The organism is Blautia stercoris (genome assembly GCF_054657695.1).
The window spans coordinates 787,544-809,151 of the sequence record NZ_BAAHYF010000001.1 but is presented as its reverse complement, the minus strand read 5'-3'; the positions used below and the strand labels follow the sequence as shown (position 1 = coordinate 809,151).

Sequence of the window (21,608 nt, the reverse complement as noted above, 5' to 3'; positions counted from 1 at the left end):
GGGAAAGAGAGGCATATCTTAAAGCGATGAGCCTTTTGAGGTGTTTTATGCGAAGAAACGGACTAAGAGCAATGCAAAATGACCAGATTGATAAAGGCGGTCTTAAGATTTCAGTTGTCTCGTCGAACAGAAATCGTCCAATTGCAAATGCGAGGATTGAAATCACTTATACAGGAGAACCGGAGAGGATTGTAGAGCGTCTGATAACAGATGAAAATGGTCAGATTCCTGAAATTGAATTGTCAGCACCGCCGATTGAGTACAGTATGACGCCGTCTGAGTATCAGCCGTATTCCGAGTATGATTTTCGGATTACGGCGGATGAGTTTGAACCAATTACAATTTCAGGTGCAGAAATTCTGCCTGAGATTACTGCACTTCAAACGATAAAACTCAATGAGAGAAGTATAAGAGAACCATTTGAGGTTATTACAATTCCAGACCATACCCTGTATGGAAATTATCCACCGAAGATTCCGGAAGATGAGATTAAACCGGTGGATGAAAGTGGAGAAATTGTTTTAAGCAGGGTCGTAATACCGGAATTTATTGTGGTACATGATGGTTCACCGGAAGACTCTACGGCAAATGATTACTATGTGCGATATCGGGATTATATTAAAAATGTAGCTTCGAGTGAAATTTATGCGACCTGGCCGAGAGAAACGATTAAGGCAAATGTACTGGCAATTATGTCATTTACTTTAAATCGGGTGTATACAGAATGGTATCGAAACAGGGGATATGATTTTACGATTACTTCCTCTACAGCGTTTGATCATAAATGGATTTTTGGAAGAAATATTTTTGATACGATTTCAGAAGTGGTAGATGAAATCTTTTCGTCTTACCTGTCACGGCCGGGAGTACGTCAGCCGATTCTGACTCAGTACTGTGATGGGGAACGGGTTTCGTGTCCTGGCTGGATGACCCAGTGGGGCAGTAAATATCTTGGGGATGGAGGGTATTCGGCCATTCAGATTCTTAGAAATTTCTATGGAAGTAATCTGTACATTAATACAGCAGAGGAAATCTCAGGGATTCCGCTTTCCTGGCCGGGATATGATTTGGATATCGGGGCTTCCGGAGATAAGGTGTCACAGATTCAGGAACAGTTAAATGCAATCCGTGAGGGGTATCCGGCACTGCCGAAGGTTCGGGTAGATGGAATTTATGGAGAAGGAACACAAAGAGCTGTTCGGGAATTTCAGAGAATCTTTGGGCTTCCGGTGACAGGAATCATTGACTATCCAACCTGGTATCGGATTCAGGATATTTATGTTGGAGTGACAAGGATTGCAGAATTAGTATAATTGATTGAATTATTTGAATTGCCAATATATAAAAAGAAATTATTTAAAGATTCCATTAAAAGATAAAAATATTTCAAAAAGAAAGATAAATTATTCACAAATACAGTATGGATAAGCCATAAAATATGTTGCATAATGAAGGGGAGAAAGGATACGGTAAATGGATTGGAAAAAGGAGAAGATAAATTTATGAAAGAACAGGATAAAAGATTACAGGATTTAGGGGTACAGATTTCAATTTATCGGAAACAGAAAAAGATGACACAGGCACAGTTAGCAGTAGAGATTGGTATTAGCCGGACACATATGAGTAACATTGAGGCATTGAATATGCCGACTCAGATTTCGGTGGATACATTATTTAAGATTGCGGATGTACTGGGAATTAAAGTTTCTAATTTGTTTGAAGAGATTTAAATAATGGTGATATGATATGAGTCAGTAAAGTGGGCATTCGCAATCTGCTTATCTGCATTTGGAAAAATTCTATATGAATCAGAGCAGAACAGGAATGTCTACTTTACAAACTGATGAAAAAGCGATAGAATAAGACCAGATGAAAATAAAAAAGAACAGGGAAAAAGGCTGTCAGGCTAAAAGAACTCTTTTGGCAGGACAGCTTCTTTTTTTTAGGCAGATGGAGGATGCATGTATGGCAAAGTATATGATGGCGCTGGATGCTGGAACAACCAGCAACCGCTGTATTCTTTTTAATGAAAAGGGGGAAAAAGTCAGTCTGGCACAGAAAGAATTTACCCAGTATTTTCCAAAACCAGGCTGGGTGGAACATGATGCAAATGAAATCTGGTCAAGCCAGCTTGGAGTTGCGGTAGAAGCAATGCAGAAAATCGGGGCGACGGCTTCAGATATTGCGGGAATTGGAATTACCAATCAAAGAGAGACGGCGATTGTATGGGATAAAAAGAGTGGAGAACCGGTTTATCATGCAATTGTATGGCAGTGCAGACGAACTTCTCAGTATTGTGATTCCTTAAAAAAGAAAGGACTCACAGAAACATTTCGCCAAAAAACCGGTTTGATTGTGGATGCGTATTTTTCAGGAACGAAAATTAAATGGATTCTGGACCATGTAGAGGGAGCAAGAGAGAAAGCAGAAAAGGGAGAACTGCTTTTTGGAACAGTGGAGACCTGGCTGATTTGGAAACTGACAAAGGGGGCAGTGCATGTTACGGATTATTCCAATGCTTCAAGAACCCTGCTTTATAATATCAATGAATTAAAATGGGATGAGGAGATTTTAGAAGAACTCCAGATTCCGCGCAGTATGCTTCCGGAAGTAAAGCCATCAAGCTATATTTACGGAAAGACAGATGCAAGTTTTCTTGGGGGAGAAATTCCAATCGCCGGGGCAGCAGGTGACCAGCAGTCGGCACTGTTTGGACAGACTTGTTTTAATAAAGGAGAAGCAAAAAACACTTATGGAACAGGATGTTTTTTATTGATGAATACCGGAGAAAAACCAGTCTTTTCTAAAAATGGACTGGTTACAACCATTGCCTGGGGACTGGATGGAAAAGTAAATTATGCGCTTGAGGGTTCGGTGTTTGTCGCAGGAGCAGCAATTCAGTGGCTTCGGGATGAATTAAAGATTATTGACAGTTCAGAAGATTCGGAATACATGGCAAAAAAAGTGGAAGATACCAACGGCTGTTATGTTGTTCCGGCATTTACTGGTCTGGGTGCGCCATACTGGGACCAGTATGCGAGAGGTACGATTGTGGGGCTGACAAGGGGTGTAAATAAATATCATATTATTCGTGCTACATTGGAATCCATCGCTTATCAGGTGTGCGATGTCGTAAAAGCAATGGAAGCAGATTCAGGAATTTCGCTTTCTTCTTTAAAAGTAGATGGTGGAGCGAGCGCCAATGATTTTTTGATGCAGACACAGGCAGATATCGTTCAGGTTCCGGTAAAACGTCCAAGCTGTGTTGAGACAACTGCAATGGGAGCTGCCTATCTTGCAGGACTTGCAGTCGGATACTGGAAAAACAGAGAAGAGATTATTAAAAACTGGGAAGTGGAACAAAGCTTTGAACCGGTTTTAGAAAAAGAAGAGCGGGATAAGAAGATGAAAGGCTGGGAGCGTGCAGTGACCTGTTCTTACGGTTGGGCAAAAGAGGATGATGAAAATGAGTGAAGAAAATCTGGAAGTACCGTTTGAATTTGGCGAATGTCATGCCCATATTTTTATGGATGGGAAAAATTATAAAAAGGCAGTGGAACGTCATAAAAACGGAGTAGATGAATCGGTAATCCGCAGTCATTTTGCATGTTATCAAACACAGGGAATTCATTTTGTGAGAGACGGAGGTGACGCTCTTGGCGTTTCAAGACGAGCAAAAGAGTTGGCACCGGAATACGGAATTGATTATCGGACACCGATTTTTGCGATTCATAAAAATGGTCATTATGGGAAAATTGTCGGAAAAGGATTTGATACCTTAAAAGAATATACGGCTTTGGTTAAGGAAGTAAAAACACAGGGCGGAGATTTTATTAAAATCATGACAACCGGAATTATGGATTTTGATACCGATGGAGGAATTACCGGAGAAGCCTTAAGCACACAGGAAGTCAAAGAGATGGTTCATATTGCTCACGAAGAGGGATTTGCAGTGATGTGCCATACAAACGGTACAAAAGCAGTGGAGGCACTCATAGAAGCCGGAGCAGACAGTGTGGAACATGGAAATTATATGGAGGAGCAGACAATAAAGAGTCTGGCTGATTCCGATCTGGTCTGGGTACCGACAGTTACAGTTGTTCCAAATATGTTTGGATGCGGGCGGTTTTCGGATGAGCTTCTGCATAAAATTTATGAAAAAGAAAAAACGAATATCAAAAAAGGACTTCAGTATGGAGTAAAGATGGCACTTGGCAGTGATGCCGGTGCATATCTGGTGTTCCATGGTCAGGGAATTTTAGATGAATATGCAAGATTTCTGGAATGCAGAAAAGAAATTCAAGAAGAGAGTCAGGAAAATGAACAAGAATTCCTGTCGGTTTGTGAGTTAAAAGCAAGGCTGAAAGCTGGAGAAGCAGAAATTAGAAAAAAATTCAAAAAAATCGAAAAAAGTTATTGACGAAATAAAACTTTGGTGATATACTTCTGTTTGTCGCTTGATGAGGGCGGCAAATGAGAAGCGGGAGTGCTGGAATTGGCAGACAGGCTAGACTAAGGATCTAGTGGTCGAAAGGTCGTGTGGGTTCAAGTCCCATCTCCCGCATAACAGAGGCGGAAAACTTTTAGAGATAAAGGTTTTCCGCTTTTCGTTTTATATAAATAATATTGTGATGTAAGAAAAAGTGCATCTTTCTTTTTATGAAAAATACATTGATTCGTGAATTTATTGCAAAAAACGATAATAAATGATGTTATCAGAAAAAAATAAAGTTTTTTTCAAAAATATGTTGACAAAACACGAAATTACTGATATACTTCTGATTGTCGCTTGATAAGGGCGATAAATGAGAAGCGGGAGTGCTGGAATTGGCAGACAGGCTAGACTAAGGATCTAGTGGTCGAAAGGTCGTGTGGGTTCAAGTCCCATCTCCCGCATAACAGAAACGGAAAAGCTATTAGAGATAAAAGCTTTTCCGTTTTTTCGTATAATCAGGAAGACAGTTTTTCGATAAAAGAAGAAAGTGAGAATTAAGAAAAAAATATCGAAAAACAAAAGGATTTTACAGATTTGCCTGTAATAATTAATATGAGACAACTTTTTTTCCACAGAGAGGGTGATAGATCGTGACAATACGAGAAGAAGCGCAACTGGAAGAGGAAAGAATTTTAAGTCCTTATGCAGCAAAAAGTGCAAAAAGCAGAGGACGGGAAACTTATGAGGAAGAATGTGATATCCGGACCATGTATCAACGTGACAGGGACCGGATAATTCATTCTAAAGCATTTCGCAGACTGAAAGATAAAACTCAGGTGTTTTTAGCACCGCAAGGGGATCATTACCGGAATCGGCTGACACATACAATTGAAGTATCTCAGATTGCAAGAACCATTGCGAAAGCACTTCGTTTAAATGAAGATTTAGTGGAAGCCATTGCACTCGGACATGATTTGGGGCATACTCCATTTGGTCATGCGGGAGAGCGAGCCTTAGACCAGGTGTGTCCCCTTGGATTTGCGCATTATAAACAAAGTGTGCGGATTGCAGAGCGTCTGGAACGAGGTGGGAAGGGATTAAATCTTACCTTTGAAGTCAGAGATGGAATGATGAATCACAGGACAAGCGGAACACCGCATACGTTAGAAGGACAGGTCGTTCGGATTAGTGATAAGATTTCCTATATTCATCATGATATGGATGATGCCAAGCGTGCCGGAGTTATCACCGAAGAGGCAGTACCAAAGTATTTGAGGGAACTTCTTGGAGAGACGACAAAGGAACGGCTCAATACGTTGATTCATGATATTGTAAAAAACAGCAAAGGCAGGGATGAGGTCCTGCTGTCACCGGAAATTGAAGCAGGAATGAAAGCACTTCGAGAGTTTATGTTTGAAGAGGTTTATCTAAGTCCTGTGGCAAAAGAAGAAGAGGAGAAAGCAGAGCAGTTAGTGGAGACTCTGTATAAATATTATGTAAGAAATCCTGAAAAAATGTCGGCAGAGTATCGAAAGCTTCTGAAAGAAGGAGAAGTGCAGGAGCGGGTAGCCTGCGATTATATTTCAGGAATGACAGACCAGTACTCGATGGAAAAATTCAGGGAAATTTTTATTCCCAAAGGATGGAGCGTTTATTAATTATGTATTATTCGGATGATGTGATTGAAGAAGTCCGTATGAAAAATGATATTGTGGATGTGATCTCAGGATATGTCAGACTTCAGAGAAAAGGAAGTTCCTATTTTGGATTATGTCCGTTTCATAATGAAAAATCCCCTTCCTTTTCGGTCAGCCCATCCAAACAGATGTATTACTGCTTTGGATGCGGAGCCGGAGGAAATGTGTTTAATTTCATTATGGAATATGAAAATTTTACCTTTATTGAGGCAGTAAAATATCTTGCAGACAGAGCTGGAGTCAAGCTTCCGGAACAGGAGTATTCAAAAGAAGCAAGGGCAGCGGCAGATTTAAAGACCATTCTGCTTGAGGTAAACAAAAAAGCAGCTGCTTATTATTACTATCAGCTGAGACAGGAAACAGGGAAAAAAGCACTGGAATATCTGCAGAAACGAGAATTATCAGAAGAAACGATAAAAGCGTTTGGGCTTGGATATACCGGGAATTATTCAGATGGTCTGTATCGGTATTTAAAATCAAAGGGGTATTCTGACCAGATTTTAAAAGAGGCAGGGCTTTTCTTCTTTGACGAAAGACAGGGAATGAAGGATAAATTCTGGAATCGTGTGATGTTTCCGATTATGGATGTCAATAACCGTGTGATAGGTTTTGGTGGGCGTGTGATGGGAGATGCACAGCCGAAATACATGAATTCACCGGAAACAAAAATTTTCGATAAGAGTCGTAATTTATATGGACTGAATATTGCAAGGCGAACCAGAAAAAATTATTTAATTATCTGTGAAGGCTACATGGATGTGATTTCCATGCATCAGGCGGGATTTACCAATGCAGTTGCATCACTCGGTACAGCATTAACTTCGGGGCATGCCAGTCTGATGAGAAGATATACAAAAGAAGTATTATTAACTTATGACAGTGATGAAGCCGGTCAGAAAGCTGCACTTAGAGGGATTCCGATTTTAAGAGGAGCGGGACTTCGACCGAAAGTCGTAAATCTGGCACCTTATAAAGACCCTGATGAATTTATCAAGGCAGAGGGTATGGAAGCGTTTGAAAAACGACTTGAAAATGCAATGAATTATTTTCTGTTTGAGGTACAGGTTTTGGAAAAAGAGTATGATTTTAATGACCCGGAAAGCAAAACCGAGTTCTATCGCGCAATTGCAGAAAAGTTATTAGAATTTTCAGAGGAACTTGAAAGAAATAACTACATTGAAAGCATTTCAAAAAAATATCAGATTCTGCCGGAAGATTTACGGAGAATGGTAAACAATATGGCACTTTCGGGTCGGAGAGTGACACAGCCAAAAGCCGAAAATCTGACAGACAGAAGAAAAGCAAGAAAAAAAGAAAGTGGAAAAGAAGCTTCCCAAAAACTGATGTTGACCTGGCTGACTTCTTATCCAAAAATGTTTGAGACAATAAGTGGCTATATTACGCCGGATGATTTTACAACACCGTTGTATCAGGAAGTTGCAAAGCTGCTGTTTGCGCAGTATGAAGAAGAACACGCAGTCAATCCGGCAAAGCTTTTAAACCGCTTTACGGACAGTGAAGAACAAAAGGAAGTGACATCCTTATTTCACGCAACTTTGCATTTGGAGGGAGATGAAGAACGCAAACAGGCGATTCGTGAAACCGTATGCAGATTGAAACGGGACAGCATAGCCTATCAGACATCAAATCTGGCACCGACAGATATGATTGGACTGCAAAAACTTTTAGAAGCCAGAAAACGTCTGGAAGAAATAGAAAGTGGAAAAATCACACTGCATATTTCTTTTGATTGAGGTAAAGATATAAATAAGTTATGAGAGGATGGAACGATTATGGAAATGAATATGGCAAAATTTAGCGAGAAACTGCACGAGCTTGTAGAGATGGGCAAAAAGAAGAAAAATGTGCTGGAATACAAAGAAATTAATGAAGTGTTAAAAGATATGGAATTAGATTCCGATGCAATGGATAAACTCTACGAATATCTTGAAGCTTATGGAATTGATGTGCTGCGTATTCCGGAAGGAGATTCCGATGATACATTTCTTTTGAGCGATGATGATGAAGTAAACTTAAGTGAAGAAGACGAAGTGGATATGGAAAATATCGACTTGTCTGTTCCGGAAGGTGTCAGCATTGAAGACCCTGTTCGTATGTATTTAAAAGAAATCGGTAAAGTTCCGCTTTTAAGTGCAGAAGAGGAAATTGAATTGGCAAAAAGAATGGAAGAGGGAGATGAAGCTGCAAAGAAACGTCTTGCAGAGGCAAACTTAAGACTGGTAGTCAGCATTGCAAAACGTTATGTAGGACGAGGCATGCTGTTTCTTGATTTGATTCAGGAAGGAAACTTAGGTCTGATTAAAGCGGTTGAAAAGTTTGATTATCGTAAGGGCTATAAATTCTCTACTTATGCAACCTGGTGGATTCGTCAGGCAATTACAAGAGCAATTGCAGACCAGGCACGTACCATCCGTATTCCGGTTCATATGGTTGAAACCATCAATAAGCTGATTCGTGTTTCACGTCAGCTTCTTCAGGAACTGGGAAGAGAACCACAGCCAGAAGAAATTGCAGAAAGAATGGATATGTCCGTTGACCGTGTCCGTGAAATTTTAAAAATTTCTCAGGAGCCGGTATCTCTTGAAACACCAATCGGTGAGGAGGAAGACAGTCACCTTGGAGATTTTATTCAGGATGATAATGTTCCGGTACCGGCCGATGCTGCTGCGTTTACACTGTTAAAAGAGCAGTTAGTAGAGGTTTTAAGCACATTGACAGATAGAGAACAGAAAGTTCTGCGCCTGCGTTTTGGTCTGGATGATGGAAGAGCAAGAACGCTTGAAGAAGTTGGAAAAGAGTTCAGCGTAACCAGAGAGCGTATCCGTCAGATTGAAGCAAAAGCACTTAGAAAACTGCGCCATCCAAGCAGAAGCCGTAAGTTAAAAGATTATCTGGATTAAGAACGGGTAGTAAGAAAGAGAGCGTAAAGATGCAGATTTCAAAAAGATTAGAAGCAGTTGCTTCTTTTGTAGAACAGGGCAGTGTGATTGCTGACGTAGGCTGTGACCATGGATATATTCCGATTTATCTGTATCAGAAAGGCATGATACCCAAAGCCATTGCCATGGATGTGAATAAAGGACCGCTTGAGCGGGCCGAGATTCATATTCGTGAATACGGGCTGGGGGAATACATAACGACCCGTCTTTCCGATGGCGTCCGTGCATTAAAACCGAATGAAGCAGATGCCGTGGTCATTGCCGGAATGGGTGGGGCATTAATGGAAAAAATCATAGAAGAGGGAGAGGAGACATTAAAAAGTGTCTCCTATCTCATTTTGCAGCCACAGTCTGAACTGGCACATTTCCGCCGGTTTCTTCACCAAAAAGGATATTGTATCGAGCAGGAAAAAATGGTCTTGGAAGATGGCAAATATTATCCAATGATGAAGGCGAGAAAAGGCAGAGAGTCTTATGTGCGGGAGATAGATTACCGTTTTGGAAAGGGACTCTTAGAAGAAAAAAATCAAGTGCTCTATCAGTTTTTATTGAAAGAACAAAAGTCTTTGGAAACGGTAAAAGCACGCTTAGAGTCAGCAAATACAAAGACCGCAAAGGCACGCCAAAAAGAAATCGAAATAGATTTAAATTATGCAAAAGAGGCATTAAAAGAATATGAAGTGTAAAGAGATAATCGAGTCATTGGAACAAAAATATGCACCGGATTTTGCTGAAAGCTGGGATAATGTAGGGCTTTTAGTCGGAGACAAAGAGAAAGAAGTGCATAAAATTTTTCTTGCGTTAGATGTGACAGATGAATCATTAGAGATGGCTATAAAAGAACAGGCAGACATGATAATTACGCATCATCCGCTGATTTTTTCGGCGATGAAAAAAGTAACAACAGATAATTTTATCGGCAGAAGAATCATAAAAATGATTCAGCATGACATAAGTTATTATGCGATGCATACAAATTTTGATATCATCGGAATGGCAGACTTATCAGCAGATTTTCTGAACTTAAAAGACAGGGAAATCCTTGAAGTGACCTATAGTGATGCAAATAGGACAGAAGGTCTTGGCAGAGTGGGAAATCTGGCACAGAAAATGAGTCTGAAAGAGTGTGCAGATTTTGTAAAAACACAGTTAAAATTGCCGTCTGTGACAGTTTATGGAGATTTGGAAAAAGAAGTACAGAAAGTGGCAGTCTGTACCGGTTCAGGAAAGAGCCTGATAAAAGAAGTGCTGAAACATCAGGCAGATGTCTATGTAACCGGAGATGCGGATTATCATTTTGCAATTGATGCAGTAGCGCAGGATGTATGTATTATTGATGCCGGACATTATGGTACAGAGTATATTTTTATGGACTATATGGAAAAAGAGCTTCAGGCACTTGAAGGAGAACTGGAAATAAAGAAAATGCAGGTGGTTCATCCTTTTAAGGTGCTGTAGTTATAGTTAGAAAAAGCGTTCTGATAGGACTTAACAGGAGGCGGACATTATGGAGAAAAAGACCGTTACAGTAAAGATTCTTGGAAAGACAAGAGAGTATCCGATGGGGATTACTTATGCAGAGATTGTAAAAGAGTATGAAGGTGCGACAAAATATCCGATTGTGCTTGTGATGAAAGATGGAAAGTTACGGGAACTGCATAAGAGGCTCAAACAGGATGGAACGCTGGAATTTATCACAACAGCAGATGAGATTGGTCATAAGACCTATAAGCGCAGTGCAATTTTACTGTTATTAAAGGCACTGTATAATGTAGCAGGGCATGATAAGATTAAAAAAGCAGTTATCCATTATGCAGTCAGTTCGGGATATTATGTGACTGTGGATGGCGATGTTGCAATTACTGAAGACTTTCTTTTGAAAGTAAAAGAGTATATGCTGGAACTGGTAGAAAAGAAAATTCCGGTAATGAAACGCAGTGTTGGAACTGACGAGGCGATTTCCCTGTTTCATAAACATAAAATGTATGATAAAGAAAATCTGTTCCGTTACCGCAGGGTTTCAAGAGTAAATATTTACAGTATTGAGGAATTTGAAGATTATTTCTATGGATTTATGGTTCATCATACCGGTTATATCAAATATTTTGATTTATATCCTTATGATGATGGATTTGTGCTTCAGCTTCCGGAAAGAAAAGACCCTGAAATCGTACCGGCGTTTGAACCTCACCAGAAGATTTTCCAGGTGCAGAAAGAAGCAAATATCTGGGGCAAAATGATGCGCACAGAGACCGTTGGTGATTTAAATAATCAGATTACTCATCAGGGGGCAAATGAATTGATTCTGATTGCAGAAGCTTTGCAGGAAGGAAAGATTGCGAAAATTGCAGACCAGATTGTAGAGGCAGGTCATAAAAAATTTATTATGATAGCCGGTCCATCTTCTTCCGGAAAAACAACCTTTTCTCATCGTTTGTCGATTCAGTTATCGGCACATGGACTAAAGCCTCATCCGATTGCCGTAGATAATTATTTTGTTAATCGGGAACATACCCCGCTTGATGAAGAGGGAAATTATAATTTTGAATGTTTAGAGGCAATTGATGTCAAACAGTTTAATGATGACATGAATGCGCTGCTTCGTGGAGAAGAAGTAGAAATTCCAACTTATAATTTTAAAACCGGAAAACGGGAATACAAGGGAAATTCCCTGAAATTAGAAGAGTCGGATATTCTGGTCATCGAAGGAATCCACTGCTTAAACGATAAGTTAAGTGAGACACTTCCAAAAGAAAATAAATTTAAAATCTATGTCAGTGCGCTGACCCAGTTAAATGTAGATGAACACAACCGGATTCCGACAACCGACGGTCGTTTAATCCGCAGAATAGTAAGAGATGCACGAACCAGAGGGACTTCCGCAAAAGATACCATTGCCATGTGGAACTCGGTACGAAGAGGAGAAGAGGCAAATATCTTTCCATATCAGGAAAGTGCCGATGTGATGTTTAACTCTGCTTTGATTTATGAACTTGCAGTGTTAAAGATTTATGCGGAGCCGCTTTTATTTGGAATTTCACCGGAAGAGCCAGAGTATCATGAAGCAAAACGTCTGCTGAAATTCTTTGATTATTTTGTGGGAATGCCGGGTGAGGCAGTTCCGACGAACTCTCTGCTTCGGGAATTTATTGGTGGAGGATGCTTTGACGTCTAAAAAATACCTGAAAAAAGAGTTTACAAAATAAAAACAGTGTGTTAAAATGGCGTTTGTGTCCAGTAAGATGAATAATCGCGGCTGGCAGGACCGAAAGGGGTCAGGTGAGGAAAGTCCGGGCTTCATAGGGCAGGATGCCGGATAACATCCGGTGGAGGCGACTCTAAGGACAGTGCAACAGAAATATACCGCCGGCTTATGCCGGTAAGGGTGGAAGGGCAGTGTAAGAGACTACCGCCTTTCTGGTAACAGAGAGGGCATATGTAAACCCCATCCGAAGCAAGACCGAATAAAAAGCAATGTGGCTGCCCGTCACGCTTTTAGGTTGGTCGCTTGAGTCTGTTGGCAACAGCAGAACTAGATAGATGATTATTCACGACATAACCCGGCTTACAGTTTTGCTGGATACAAAAAAGAAAGCATGAGATTACAGCTCGTAACCTTATGCTTTCTTTTTTTGTTTTTATCTTAATTTTTGACTTGTTTTTTACTGCTGTCCAAGCAGATAGTCGATAAACTGCTGAGCAGTTCTTCCGGATAAACCACCATGCTGTAATTCCCAGGCATTCGCTTTTAAGAGCAGTTCGTTTTCATCCATTTCGATATTGTTTTTCTTTGCAAGGGCAAGGACGATATTCTGGAATTCTTTCTTTTCCGGAGAACCAAAATAGATAGTGACACCAAAACGGGAAACCAGAGAAAGTTTTTCCTGTACGGTATCATTGGTATGCAGTTCTTCATCACGGTCACTCTTATCTTTAAAGGTTTCACGAATCAGATGACGGCGGTTTGAAGTTGCATAAATTAAAATGTTATTTGGTTTCTTTTCAAGACCGCCTTCGATAACGGCTTTTAAATATTTGTATTCGATTTCAAATTCTTCAAAGGATAAGTCATCCATGTAGATAATAAATTTGTAATTACGGTTTTTAATCTGTGCAATGACATCGTTTAAGTCTTTAAACTGATGTTTATAAACTTCGATGATACGCAGACCCTGGTCGTAATACTGATTTAAGATAGCTTTGATACTGGAGGATTTACCGGTTCCGGCATCCCCAAAGAGCAGACAGTTATTTGCACGTTTTCCGTTAATAAAAGCTTCTGTATTGTCAATCAGTTTTTTCTTTGGGATTTCATATCCAACCAGGTCATCTAACTGAACATGTGCAATTCTGGTGATTGGGACAATGCGTACTGTATCATCACTGGTTCTGTGTTCAAGGCGGAAGGCTTTATGAAGTCCGAGTTTTCCGACACCGAAATCTTTATAGAACTGAACCATGTCGTCCATAAATTCTTCTGTAGAAACAGATTCGCTTAAACGGTCACTTAAGGTGCAGATTCGGTCACGGATTCGTTTGTTAAACATTTTACTGTTTCCGTCGATGTTTTTGTAATGACAAAGAAGCGCAGCACAGCCGGTAGAGAAAACAGAGTCGAGTACTTCTAAATCAAAGTCATAGAGCTGTTTAAAAATTTCAAAATCATGTTTTGCCAGTTCATTGATGGTTCCATCCACCGTACCACGAATTTCGCTTGCAGTACTAAAAGCATTTTCATGATTGACAAGTAAAAATGTAAGATAATCATGCCACAGATTATCAGAAAAACCGTAGGCACCTGCCATTTCAACAAGCTGATTCATGCAGTTGTAATAAAGCGTGCGTTTTTCTTCTAAAAGAGCGGCATCGGACAGCTCTTTTGATTCATAAGCGTGGATAATAGAAACCATCTGGTCTAAGAGTTCTCCATGCTCAAAATTACGATATAAAATACATTCGTTTAAATTTATCATTTTGTGTTTCCTTCTTTCTAAATCACTAATAACGCTTTGCAAATCTTCTAAGTAATAACATTGTGCTGTGAGCGTCAAAAGTAAATTTTGTCACTCACTGATATTAGTAGTTTCCATGAACACGTAAGTTCTGAACTTCGCTTCTTAATCCTCTTAATGCATTTTTAACGGCGCTGTCACTTAAATTTCCCTCAAAATCAACAAAGAAGCGGTACTCCCAGTTGCGTTTCAGAATTGGACGGGATTCAATCTTTGTCATATTTAAGCCATTGTAGATAAAGTGAGACAGGCTGTTATAAAGGCTTCCGCTTTCATGAGGAAGTTCATAGCTGACACTGATTTTATGAGCATCTTTTGCGTAAACTTTTTTCTTTGCAACAATAATAAAACGAGTAGAATTATCAGAGTTTGTAAAAATGTTTTCACTTAAGATATTCAGTCCAAAATACTCGGCAGCATAACTGCTTGAGATGGCTGCCTGTGACAAATCATGTTCTTCAGATACTTTTTTAGCCGCCGCAGCGGTATTGCTCCATTCCTTCTGATGCCATTCTTTGTGGGCATCTAAAAATTCACGGCACTGCATCAATGCCTGTGGATGGGAATAAACAGTGCGGATGTCCGAAAGAGTCGCACCGGGAAGTGCAGTTAAAACATGCTGGCAGCGGATAATCTGTTCCCCTACGATTACATGGTCATATTTGGTCAGTAAATCATAATTATCCTGTACAATTCCGGCAGTCGAATTTTCGATTGGGAGAACCGCATAATCTGCGCGTCCGAATTTGATTTCTTCCATTGCGTCTTTCCAGGTGGCAACGTGATAGTTTTTTACATCTTCACCAAAGAAGGTTTTCATTGCTCCATAGCTGTACGCACCTTCTACTCCCTGATAGACAACGGTTACATTTTCTTTGTTAATAAAATCAATTTTTGTAAAATCGCTTGGTTCTTCGATTCCGTTTTCCTGTAAAAGCTGATACTGACGTTTTCGGCTGATGGACATAATCTGCTGGAATAGTTCTTCCACTCCACAGCGGTTAAAATCGCTTCCTGCTTTAGCGCCGAGAGTCTTTAATTTATCCTGTTCACGGCTTTTATCGAAAACAGGCTTTCCTGTTTCAATTTTAAACTGCGCCACGTTTTCACAAATCTTCATTCGTTTTTCAAAAAGACGGACTATTTCGCTGTCAATCACGTCAATTTCATCACGCATTTTTCCTAAATCTAACATGGTACTTGAATCCTCTCTATTTAGTTTTGTAGTTTCGCTTTTCGTATGTTAAAAAATCTGTCTTTTAAAGATGTATCGCTTTTTATCATACACCGACACTTTAAACCACGCAAGTTTTTTATTTACAGAATAGAGAAAAAAGGAAAGGGAAACCTATTATAAAATGGATAGAAACGAAAAAAGAAGGGAGAAGAGATAAGAATGGAGAAAAGACAACCATTTATTGTGTGTGGGATAACAGGCTGGTGTCTGGAACTGATTTTTACCGGAATATTAAGTGCGGTACGAAAAGATTTCAGTTTAAAAGGAACTTCTTCTTTATGGATGTTTCCAATTTATGGAATGGCTGCCTGTATCGGACCGGTATCGAAAAAAATTCGGCATGTCCCGATTTTTTTGAGGGGATGTTTTTATATGACTGGAATTTTCGGTGTGGAATTGGCAAGTGGAAGTGTGCTCAAGTATTTCAAAATCTGTCCCTGGGATTACAGCAGTTCACAAATTCAATATAAAGGTTTAATTCGGGCAGATTATGCTCCTTTATGGTTTTTAACCGGCCTGCTTTTTGAAAAAATACTGTCAGATAATTCTTGATATTACCAATGTTCTGGTATATTATAATAGAGAATAAAAATGGAAGATTAGTATAGTACACAGGAGGTAATGTATGAGACATTTAATGAGTCCTTTGGATTTTGACCTGGATGAATTAGACAAGGTCTTAGATTTGGCAAATGACATTGAGAAAAATCCGGCAAAGTATGCACATGCGTGTGATGGAAAGATAATGGCAACCTTATTTTATGAACCGAGTACACGTACAAGATTAAGTTTTGAATCCGCAATGCTTCGCCTGGGTGGAAAGGTATTAGGATTTTCCAGTGCAGATTCCAGTTCAGCGTCAAAAGGAGAGAGTGTAGCAGATACAATTCGTGTGGTTTCCTGTTATGCTGACATCTGTGCGATGCGTCATCCAAAAGAAGGTGCCCCGCTTGTTGCATCCATGGCATCCCAGATTCCGGTTATCAATGCCGGAGATGGTGGACATCAGCATCCAACCCAGACACTGACAGACCTGCTTACCATTCGTTCCATGAAAGGTCGTTTGGATAATATTACTATTGGATTATGTGGTGACCTGAAATTTGGTCGTACGGTTCATTCTTTAATTGAAGCGCTGGTGCGCTATGAGGGAGTTAAATTTGTTTTGATTTCTCCAGAAGAATTAAAAGTGCCGGATTACATTCGTGACGATGTGTTAAAGGCAAGTGGTCATGAATTTGAAGAAGTAGAACGTCTCGAAGAAGCCCTCCCGAAATTAGATTTACTGTACATGACCCGTGTACAGAAAGAACGTTTCTTCAATGAAGAAGATTATGTGCGAATGAAAGATTTTTATGTACTTGATAAGACAAAAATGAAACTGGCGAGTCCGGATATGCTTGTTCTTCATCCTCTTCCAAGAGTCAATGAAATTGCAACTGAAGTAGATAAAGACCCAAGAGCTGCGTATTTTAAACAGGCGCAGTACGGTGTGTATGTCAGAATGGCATTGATTCTTACATTATTGGAGGTAGAAGTATGTTAAATGTTGGGCGCTTAAATGAAGGTGTGGTATTAGACCATATTAAAGCAGGAAAGAGCATGATGATTTATCATGATTTAAAATTAGATAAAATGGATTGCTGTGTTGCAATTATCAAGAATGCAAGAAGTGAAAAAATGGGACGCAAAGACATTATTAAAATCGAGTGTCCGATCGACAGCATTGACCTTGATATTCTTGGATTTATTGACCATACGATTACTGTCAATATTGTAAAAGACGGAAGCATTGTAGAGAAAAAAGAGTTAACGCTTCCAAAAGAAATTCGAAATGTAATTAAATGTAAAAATCCACGGTGTATCACTTCTGTTGAGCAGGAATTAGACCATGTCTTTATTCTTGCAGACCCTGAAAAAGAAGTTTATCGTTGTCAGTACTGCGAAGAAAAATACCGTCGTAAATAGGAGATAAGACAAGAGGTCATAAAAAGACAGTCCTGATTTTTTTGAAATTAGGACTGCCTTTTTTAGTTATAGAGTAATAAAGAGAGAACAAAGTATGGCAGAGAGAAAAACCTATAAAGAGATTGTACGGAAATTTTTAGAAAATGATGAAGTAGTGATAGAAACCCGTTTGGATGGAGAAAGGGCGGGAGAAAAGAAGATCCTGACATCAGAAGAGGCAAAGAAAGCTCCAAAAGATGGATGGCATAGGGAGACTCTGTTTGCAAAACCAAAAGCGGTGCTTTTAGGTGGAGGACACGTTTCGCTTGCGATTGCACAATTATTAAAGATGGTAGAGTTTCGTGTAATTGTGGTAGATGAGAGAGAAGAATTTGCAAATAAGGAACGCTTTTGCTGTGCAGATGAAGTGTACTGTATGGGATTTCAGGAATTCCTTGATATAAAAGATTTTGGAGAACATGCCTATTATATTATTGTGACGAGAGGTCACAAAGATGATTATACCTGCTTAAGTGGTCTGCTTAGAAGAGAAAAGACGTATATCGGAATGATTGGCAGCAGGAAAAAAGTTGCAATTTCTTTTGATAAATTAAGAGCAGAAGGATATTTAGAAGAAGAGATTGCACAGGTGCATGCACCAATCGGGCTTGCAATCGGGGCGCAGACTCCGGCAGAGATTGCAGTCAGTATTGTAGCTGAAATTATTCAAAAGAAAAATGAATCACCAGAGATTATCAATACGCTTGAAGAAGAAATTTTGAAGGGCTTAGAAGATGAAAAATCAAAGGTTTTAGTTACGGTAATCGAAAAGAAAGGTTCTTCTCCAAGAGGAGAGGGAACAAAAATGATTGTGCGGGAAGATGGGAAAATTTATGGTACAATCGGAGGCGGTGCAGTGGAACATGAGGCAATTGAAGAGGCAAAAAATTTTGATGCCGAAAATGGATTTTTAATCAAAGACTATGACTTGTCGAATGCAAAAGCAGCTACCCTTGGAATGGTTTGCGGAGGGCAGGTAAAAGTTATGTTTGAACGTCTGTAAAATCAAGGGTAGAAAGATTGGTAAGTGAAATTAAAAACAGGAGGAAAAGAACATGGAACAGGATATCAAAAAACAAATTGTCGGAATACTTGAAAAAGACTGCCGTTTAAGTGCAGAAGAAATAGCAGTGATGCTTGGAAAAGAGACAAAAGAAGTGGAACTGGCAATAAAAGAACTTGAAAAAGAGGGGATTTTATGCGGGTATCATGCCCTGGTAAACTGGGATAAAGTAGATGATGATACCGTAACTGCGTTAATCGAATTAAAAGTAACACCGCAGGGCGGAGACGGTTTTAATAAAATCGCCGAACAGATTTATCAGTATCCGCAGGTAGAAACGCTGTATTTAATGTCAGGAGCATATGATTTCCTTGTTATGGTAAGAGGGAAAAGTATCAAAGATATTTCGCTGTTCGTGTCTGAAAATCTGGCTTCTATCGAAGAAGTACAAAGCACAGCAACTTACTTTACTTTGACAAAATATAAAGAACAGGGTGTAAATCTGACAAGAAAAAAACAGGATGGAAGAATGGTGATTACCTTATGAGAGAATTTGTAACAGAAAAAGTAAAGCAGATTAAGCCATCCGGAATTCGAAAATTTTTCGATGTAGTCAGTGAAATGCCGGATGCAATTTCTCTTGGAGTGGGCGAGCCGGATTTTGATACTCCATGGCACATTCGGGATGCAGGAATCAAGTCATTAAAAGCAGGAAAAACTTTTTATACTTCAAATGCAGGACTGATGGAGCTTCGAGAAGAAATCTGCCGTTATACCGAAGAAAAAATGCATGTTTCTTATGACCCGAAATCGGAAGTGTTTATCAGCGTGGGCGGAAGTGAGGCAATTGATATTGCATTTCGTGCGACACTTGATATCGGAGATGAAGTGATTATTCCGGAACCGGCTTTTGTTTCTTATGTGCCGTGTGCCCGGCTTGCAGGGGCTGTTCCGGTTACAATTCCATTAAAAGCAGAGAATGAATTTCGTCTGACACCGGAAGAATTGGAATCCGCAATTACTCCAAAATCAAAGATTTTACTGTTATCTTATCCGAATAATCCGACAGGGGCAATCATGGAAAAGGCAGATTTAGAAGCCCTGTGTCCGATTATTGAAAAGTATGACTTATTAGTCGTATCGGATGAAATTTACAGTGAGTTAAGTTATAAATCTGCACACGTAAGCATTGCATCACTTCCGGGAATGAGAGAGAGAACCATCGTGATTAATGGATTTTCAAAAGCATTTGCCATGACTGGATGGCGTCTTGGCTATGCGCTTGCACCTGCGCCTGTTATGAAGCAGATGATAAAGCTGCATCAGTTTGCGATTATGTCTGCACCGACGACTAGTCAATATGCGGCCATCAGTGCATTAAAAAATGGCAATCCGGATGTGATTGAGATGAGAATGGCTTATGACCAGAGACGACGTTTCTTAATGCATACCTTAAAACGGCTTGAAATTCCGTGTTTTGAGCCTTACGGTGCATTTTATATCTTCCCGGATATCTCAAAATTTGGTATGACATCGGAAGAATTTGCAACAAAACTCTTACGGGAAGAAAAAGTAGCGGTTGTTCCGGGCAGTGCATTCGGAGCATGTGGAGAGGGATTTGTCCGTATTTCGTATGCGTATTCGATTGAAGAATTAAAGGCAGCATTTGAAAGAATTGAGAAATTCATCGAAAAAATACGATAAAAAAAGAAAAAAGGCTGGACATTTTAGTGCGTAAAAGCTATTATTAATTATAATTTTACAGCAATAAATAGCGTTGAGGAGGATACAAACGAAAATGAAGAAAGTAGTAAAATTCGGCGGAAGCTCTTTAGCAAGCGCAGAACAGTTTAAAAAAGTGGGTGATATCATCCGTGCTGACGAAACAAGAAGATTTGTTGTACCGTCTGCACCGGGAAAAAGAAATTCAAATGATACAAAAGTAACCGATTTACTTTATAAATGTTACCGTGCAGCAGAAAAAGGTCACACTGATTTTGATAAAGTATTAACGGAAATTAAAGCACGTTATCAGGAAATTATCGATGGACTTGGCTTAGGTCTTTCTTTAGAAGAAGATTTTAATATCATCGAAGAAAAATTTAAAAATCATGCAGGTGAAGAGTATGCAGCATCAAGAGGAGAATACTTAAACGGAAAAATCATGGCAGATTATTTAGGCTATGAATTTGTAGACTCTGCAAAAATTATCCGTTTTGACGGAGAAGGTCAGTTTGATATGGAAATGACAAACCGTCTGACCAGAGAATATTTAAAGGATAAAGAAAATGCAGTAATTCCGGGATTCTATGGAGCAATGGAAGATGGAACAGTAAAAACATTTTCAAGAGGTGGTTCCGATATTACCGGTTCTATCGTAGCAGGTGCACTTGATGCAGATTTATATGAAAACTGGACAGATGTATCCGGTTTCCTTGTAACAGACCCGAGAATTATTGAAAATCCAAAATCTATTGATACCATTACCTATCGTGAACTGCGCGAATTGTCTTACATGGGTGCGACTGTACTGCATGAAGATGCAATCTTTCCTGTAAGAAAAGCAGGGATTCCGATTAATATCCGAAATACAAACAGACCGGAAGATGCAGGTACTATGATTGTAGAAGATACCTGTAAAAAACCGGCTTATACCATCACAGGTATTGCCGGTAAAAAAGGATTCTGTTCTTTATTTATTGAAAAATCCATGATGAACTCTGAAATTGGATTTGGCAGAAAAGTACTTCAGGTTCTGGAGAAAGAAGGAATTTCTTTTGAACATCTGCCATCCGGTATTGATACAATGACCCTGTTTATTCATCAGGATGAGTTTGCAGAAAAAGAACAGCAGGTAATTTCCGGAATTCATCGTGCAGTCAATCCGGACTTTATGGAATTAGAATCTGACCTGGCATTAATCGCAGTTGTAGGACGCGGTATGCGTTCAAACAGAGGAACAGCAGCAAGAATCTTTGCGGCACTGGCTCATGCCAATGTAAACGTAAAAATGATTGATCAGGGTTCCAGTGAATTAAATGTCATCATCGGTGTAAGAAATGAAGATTTTGAGGTCGCTGTAAAAGCAATTTACGATATTTTTGTAACAACTCAGCTGTAATCATAATAAGCATAATGAGAAGGAAAAAGTACATTCGATTTTTTGGATGTACTTTTTTTGTTGACAAAATCTAAAATATCACGTATACTACAAGTGTACTAAGACAGATAGTACACTAAATACACACGGACAGCAT

Annotated in this window: 19 protein-coding genes, 2 tRNA genes and 1 other RNA gene; 20 read left to right on the top strand and 2 right to left on the bottom strand. The window is 39.5% G+C overall.

Going from position 1 to position 21,608, the window contains the following annotated elements; genetic code table 11:
• Positions 1 to 47 precede the first annotated feature (47 nt).
• The 13 genes from ACYQ2D_RS03945 to rnpB all read left to right on the top strand — a co-directional run bounded on the left by ACYQ2D_RS03945 (position 48) and on the right by rnpB (position 12,676).
• Entirely contained in the window at positions 48 to 1,313 is a 1,266-nt protein-coding gene (locus ACYQ2D_RS03945) for a peptidoglycan-binding protein (protein ID WP_207726625.1), read from the top strand.
• Positions 1,314 to 1,502: 189 nt separating this feature from the next.
• On the top strand, positions 1,503 to 1,730 hold the full coding sequence (locus tag ACYQ2D_RS03940) for a helix-turn-helix domain-containing protein (RefSeq protein ID WP_022304124.1): 228 nt from the start codon (positions 1,503 to 1,505) through the stop codon (positions 1,728 to 1,730).
• A gap of 235 nt (positions 1,731 to 1,965) precedes the next feature.
• The gene (gene glpK, locus ACYQ2D_RS03935) at positions 1,966 to 3,474 is read left to right on the top strand and encodes a glycerol kinase GlpK (protein ID WP_187558325.1); all 1,509 of its coding nucleotides are present in this window, start codon (positions 1,966 to 1,968) and stop codon (positions 3,472 to 3,474) included.
• The gene (locus ACYQ2D_RS03930) at positions 3,467 to 4,420 is read left to right on the top strand and encodes an amidohydrolase family protein (RefSeq protein WP_459784709.1); all 954 of its coding nucleotides are present in this window, start codon (positions 3,467 to 3,469) and stop codon (positions 4,418 to 4,420) included. The genes glpK and ACYQ2D_RS03930 overlap by 8 nt, the downstream gene beginning before the upstream one ends.
• Positions 4,421 to 4,480: 60 nt before the next feature.
• Positions 4,481 to 4,564 (top strand) — tRNA-Leu (locus ACYQ2D_RS03925).
• 248 nt (positions 4,565 to 4,812) lie between these two features.
• Positions 4,813 to 4,896, top strand: a tRNA-Leu gene (locus tag ACYQ2D_RS03920).
• A gap of 189 nt (positions 4,897 to 5,085) precedes the next feature.
• The gene (locus ACYQ2D_RS03915; RefSeq protein ID WP_459784708.1) at positions 5,086 to 6,093 is read left to right on the top strand and encodes a deoxyguanosinetriphosphate triphosphohydrolase; all 1,008 of its coding nucleotides are present in this window, start codon (positions 5,086 to 5,088) and stop codon (positions 6,091 to 6,093) included.
• Between the two features lie 2 nt (positions 6,094 to 6,095).
• The gene (gene dnaG, locus ACYQ2D_RS03910) at positions 6,096 to 7,886 is read left to right on the top strand and encodes a DNA primase (protein WP_459784707.1); all 1,791 of its coding nucleotides are present in this window, start codon (positions 6,096 to 6,098) and stop codon (positions 7,884 to 7,886) included.
• A gap of 39 nt (positions 7,887 to 7,925) precedes the next feature.
• Positions 7,926 to 9,053 (top strand): RNA polymerase sigma factor RpoD, encoded by a 1,128-nt coding sequence (rpoD, locus tag ACYQ2D_RS03905; protein ID WP_022304129.1) that lies wholly within the window; start codon positions 7,926 to 7,928, stop codon positions 9,051 to 9,053.
• Between the two features lie 29 nt (positions 9,054 to 9,082).
• Positions 9,083 to 9,778, top strand: coding sequence for a tRNA (adenine(22)-N(1))-methyltransferase (locus tag ACYQ2D_RS03900; protein WP_459784705.1), 696 nt, complete (start codon positions 9,083 to 9,085; stop codon positions 9,776 to 9,778).
• Positions 9,768 to 10,550 (top strand): Nif3-like dinuclear metal center hexameric protein, encoded by a 783-nt coding sequence (locus ACYQ2D_RS03895; RefSeq protein WP_459784703.1) that lies wholly within the window; start codon positions 9,768 to 9,770, stop codon positions 10,548 to 10,550. Before ACYQ2D_RS03900 ends, ACYQ2D_RS03895 begins: the two co-directional genes overlap by 11 nt.
• 49 nt (positions 10,551 to 10,599) lie before the next feature.
• The gene (locus ACYQ2D_RS03890; RefSeq protein WP_372554202.1) at positions 10,600 to 12,267 is read left to right on the top strand and encodes a nucleoside kinase; all 1,668 of its coding nucleotides are present in this window, start codon (positions 10,600 to 10,602) and stop codon (positions 12,265 to 12,267) included.
• 59 nt (positions 12,268 to 12,326) lie between these two features.
• An RNA gene (gene rnpB / locus ACYQ2D_RS03885) (RNase P RNA component class A) lies at positions 12,327 to 12,676 on the top strand.
• Between the two features lie 78 nt (positions 12,677 to 12,754).
• Here rnpB and ACYQ2D_RS03880 read toward each other — a convergent pair.
• Complete coding sequence (locus tag ACYQ2D_RS03880; protein ID WP_022304133.1) at positions 12,755 to 14,065, bottom strand: ATP-binding protein; 1,311 nt, start codon at positions 14,063 to 14,065, stop codon at positions 12,755 to 12,757.
• A gap of 103 nt (positions 14,066 to 14,168) precedes the next feature.
• A complete protein-coding gene (pheA, locus tag ACYQ2D_RS03875; RefSeq protein WP_022304134.1) occupies positions 14,169 to 15,299 on the bottom strand; it encodes a prephenate dehydratase in 1,131 nt (376 codons plus the stop codon).
• A gap of 201 nt (positions 15,300 to 15,500) precedes the next feature.
• Between pheA and ACYQ2D_RS03870 the strand changes: the two genes are divergently transcribed.
• The 7 genes from ACYQ2D_RS03870 to ACYQ2D_RS03840 all read left to right on the top strand — a co-directional run bounded on the left by ACYQ2D_RS03870 (position 15,501) and on the right by ACYQ2D_RS03840 (position 21,472).
• Positions 15,501 to 15,893: a putative ABC transporter permease gene (locus ACYQ2D_RS03870; RefSeq protein ID WP_022304135.1), complete on the top strand. Its 393-nt coding sequence runs from the start codon at positions 15,501 to 15,503 to the stop codon at positions 15,891 to 15,893.
• Positions 15,894 to 15,966: 73 nt separating this feature from the next.
• On the top strand, positions 15,967 to 16,887 hold the full coding sequence (gene pyrB, locus ACYQ2D_RS03865; RefSeq protein WP_022304136.1) for an aspartate carbamoyltransferase: 921 nt from the start codon (positions 15,967 to 15,969) through the stop codon (positions 16,885 to 16,887).
• Positions 16,881 to 17,309 (top strand): aspartate carbamoyltransferase regulatory subunit, encoded by a 429-nt coding sequence (locus ACYQ2D_RS03860; RefSeq protein WP_022304137.1) that lies wholly within the window; start codon positions 16,881 to 16,883, stop codon positions 17,307 to 17,309. Before pyrB ends, ACYQ2D_RS03860 begins: the two co-directional genes overlap by 7 nt.
• A gap of 94 nt (positions 17,310 to 17,403) precedes the next feature.
• Positions 17,404 to 18,351 (top strand): XdhC family protein, encoded by a 948-nt coding sequence (locus ACYQ2D_RS03855; RefSeq protein WP_459784702.1) that lies wholly within the window; start codon positions 17,404 to 17,406, stop codon positions 18,349 to 18,351.
• A gap of 52 nt (positions 18,352 to 18,403) precedes the next feature.
• A complete protein-coding gene (locus tag ACYQ2D_RS03850; protein ID WP_022304139.1) occupies positions 18,404 to 18,898 on the top strand; it encodes an Lrp/AsnC family transcriptional regulator in 495 nt (164 codons plus the stop codon).
• A complete protein-coding gene (locus ACYQ2D_RS03845) occupies positions 18,895 to 20,055 on the top strand; it encodes an aminotransferase class I/II-fold pyridoxal phosphate-dependent enzyme (protein ID WP_459784701.1) in 1,161 nt (386 codons plus the stop codon). The genes ACYQ2D_RS03850 and ACYQ2D_RS03845 overlap by 4 nt, the downstream gene beginning before the upstream one ends.
• Before the next feature lie 94 nt (positions 20,056 to 20,149).
• Positions 20,150 to 21,472 carry an aspartate kinase gene (locus ACYQ2D_RS03840; protein ID WP_117456709.1) on the top strand — a complete coding sequence of 441 codons (1,323 nt, stop codon included), beginning with the start codon at positions 20,150 to 20,152 and terminating at the stop codon, positions 21,470 to 21,472.
• The last annotated feature ends 136 nt before the right edge of the window (positions 21,473 to 21,608 follow it).

Coding starts and splice junctions, on each gene's coding strand:
- ACYQ2D_RS03860 (WP_022304137.1), top strand. CDS start 16,881: ATGTTAAATGTTGGGCGCTTAAATGAAGGTGTGGTATTAGACCATATT.
- ACYQ2D_RS03845 (WP_459784701.1), top strand. CDS start 18,895: ATGAGAGAATTTGTAACAGAAAAAGTAAAGCAGATTAAGCCATCCGGA.
- pheA (WP_022304134.1), bottom strand. CDS start 15,299: ATGTTAGATTTAGGAAAAATGCGTGATGAAATTGACGTGATTGACAGC.
- ACYQ2D_RS03895 (WP_459784703.1), top strand. CDS start 9,768: ATGAAGTGTAAAGAGATAATCGAGTCATTGGAACAAAAATATGCACCG.
- ACYQ2D_RS03850 (WP_022304139.1), top strand. CDS start 18,404: ATGGAACAGGATATCAAAAAACAAATTGTCGGAATACTTGAAAAAGAC.
- ACYQ2D_RS03930 (WP_459784709.1), top strand. CDS start 3,467: ATGAGTGAAGAAAATCTGGAAGTACCGTTTGAATTTGGCGAATGTCAT.
- dnaG (WP_459784707.1), top strand. CDS start 6,096: ATGTATTATTCGGATGATGTGATTGAAGAAGTCCGTATGAAAAATGAT.
- pyrB (WP_022304136.1), top strand. CDS start 15,967: ATGAGACATTTAATGAGTCCTTTGGATTTTGACCTGGATGAATTAGAC.
- glpK (WP_187558325.1), top strand. CDS start 1,966: ATGGCAAAGTATATGATGGCGCTGGATGCTGGAACAACCAGCAACCGC.
- ACYQ2D_RS03900 (WP_459784705.1), top strand. CDS start 9,083: ATGCAGATTTCAAAAAGATTAGAAGCAGTTGCTTCTTTTGTAGAACAG.
- ACYQ2D_RS03840 (WP_117456709.1), top strand. CDS start 20,150: ATGAAGAAAGTAGTAAAATTCGGCGGAAGCTCTTTAGCAAGCGCAGAA.
- ACYQ2D_RS03890 (WP_372554202.1), top strand. CDS start 10,600: ATGGAGAAAAAGACCGTTACAGTAAAGATTCTTGGAAAGACAAGAGAG.
- ACYQ2D_RS03870 (WP_022304135.1), top strand. CDS start 15,501: ATGGAGAAAAGACAACCATTTATTGTGTGTGGGATAACAGGCTGGTGT.
- ACYQ2D_RS03880 (WP_022304133.1), bottom strand. CDS start 14,065: ATGATAAATTTAAACGAATGTATTTTATATCGTAATTTTGAGCATGGA.
- ACYQ2D_RS03855 (WP_459784702.1), top strand. CDS start 17,404: ATGGCAGAGAGAAAAACCTATAAAGAGATTGTACGGAAATTTTTAGAA.
- rpoD (WP_022304129.1), top strand. CDS start 7,926: ATGGAAATGAATATGGCAAAATTTAGCGAGAAACTGCACGAGCTTGTA.
- ACYQ2D_RS03940 (WP_022304124.1), top strand. CDS start 1,503: ATGAAAGAACAGGATAAAAGATTACAGGATTTAGGGGTACAGATTTCA.
- ACYQ2D_RS03945 (WP_207726625.1), top strand. CDS start 48: ATGCGAAGAAACGGACTAAGAGCAATGCAAAATGACCAGATTGATAAA.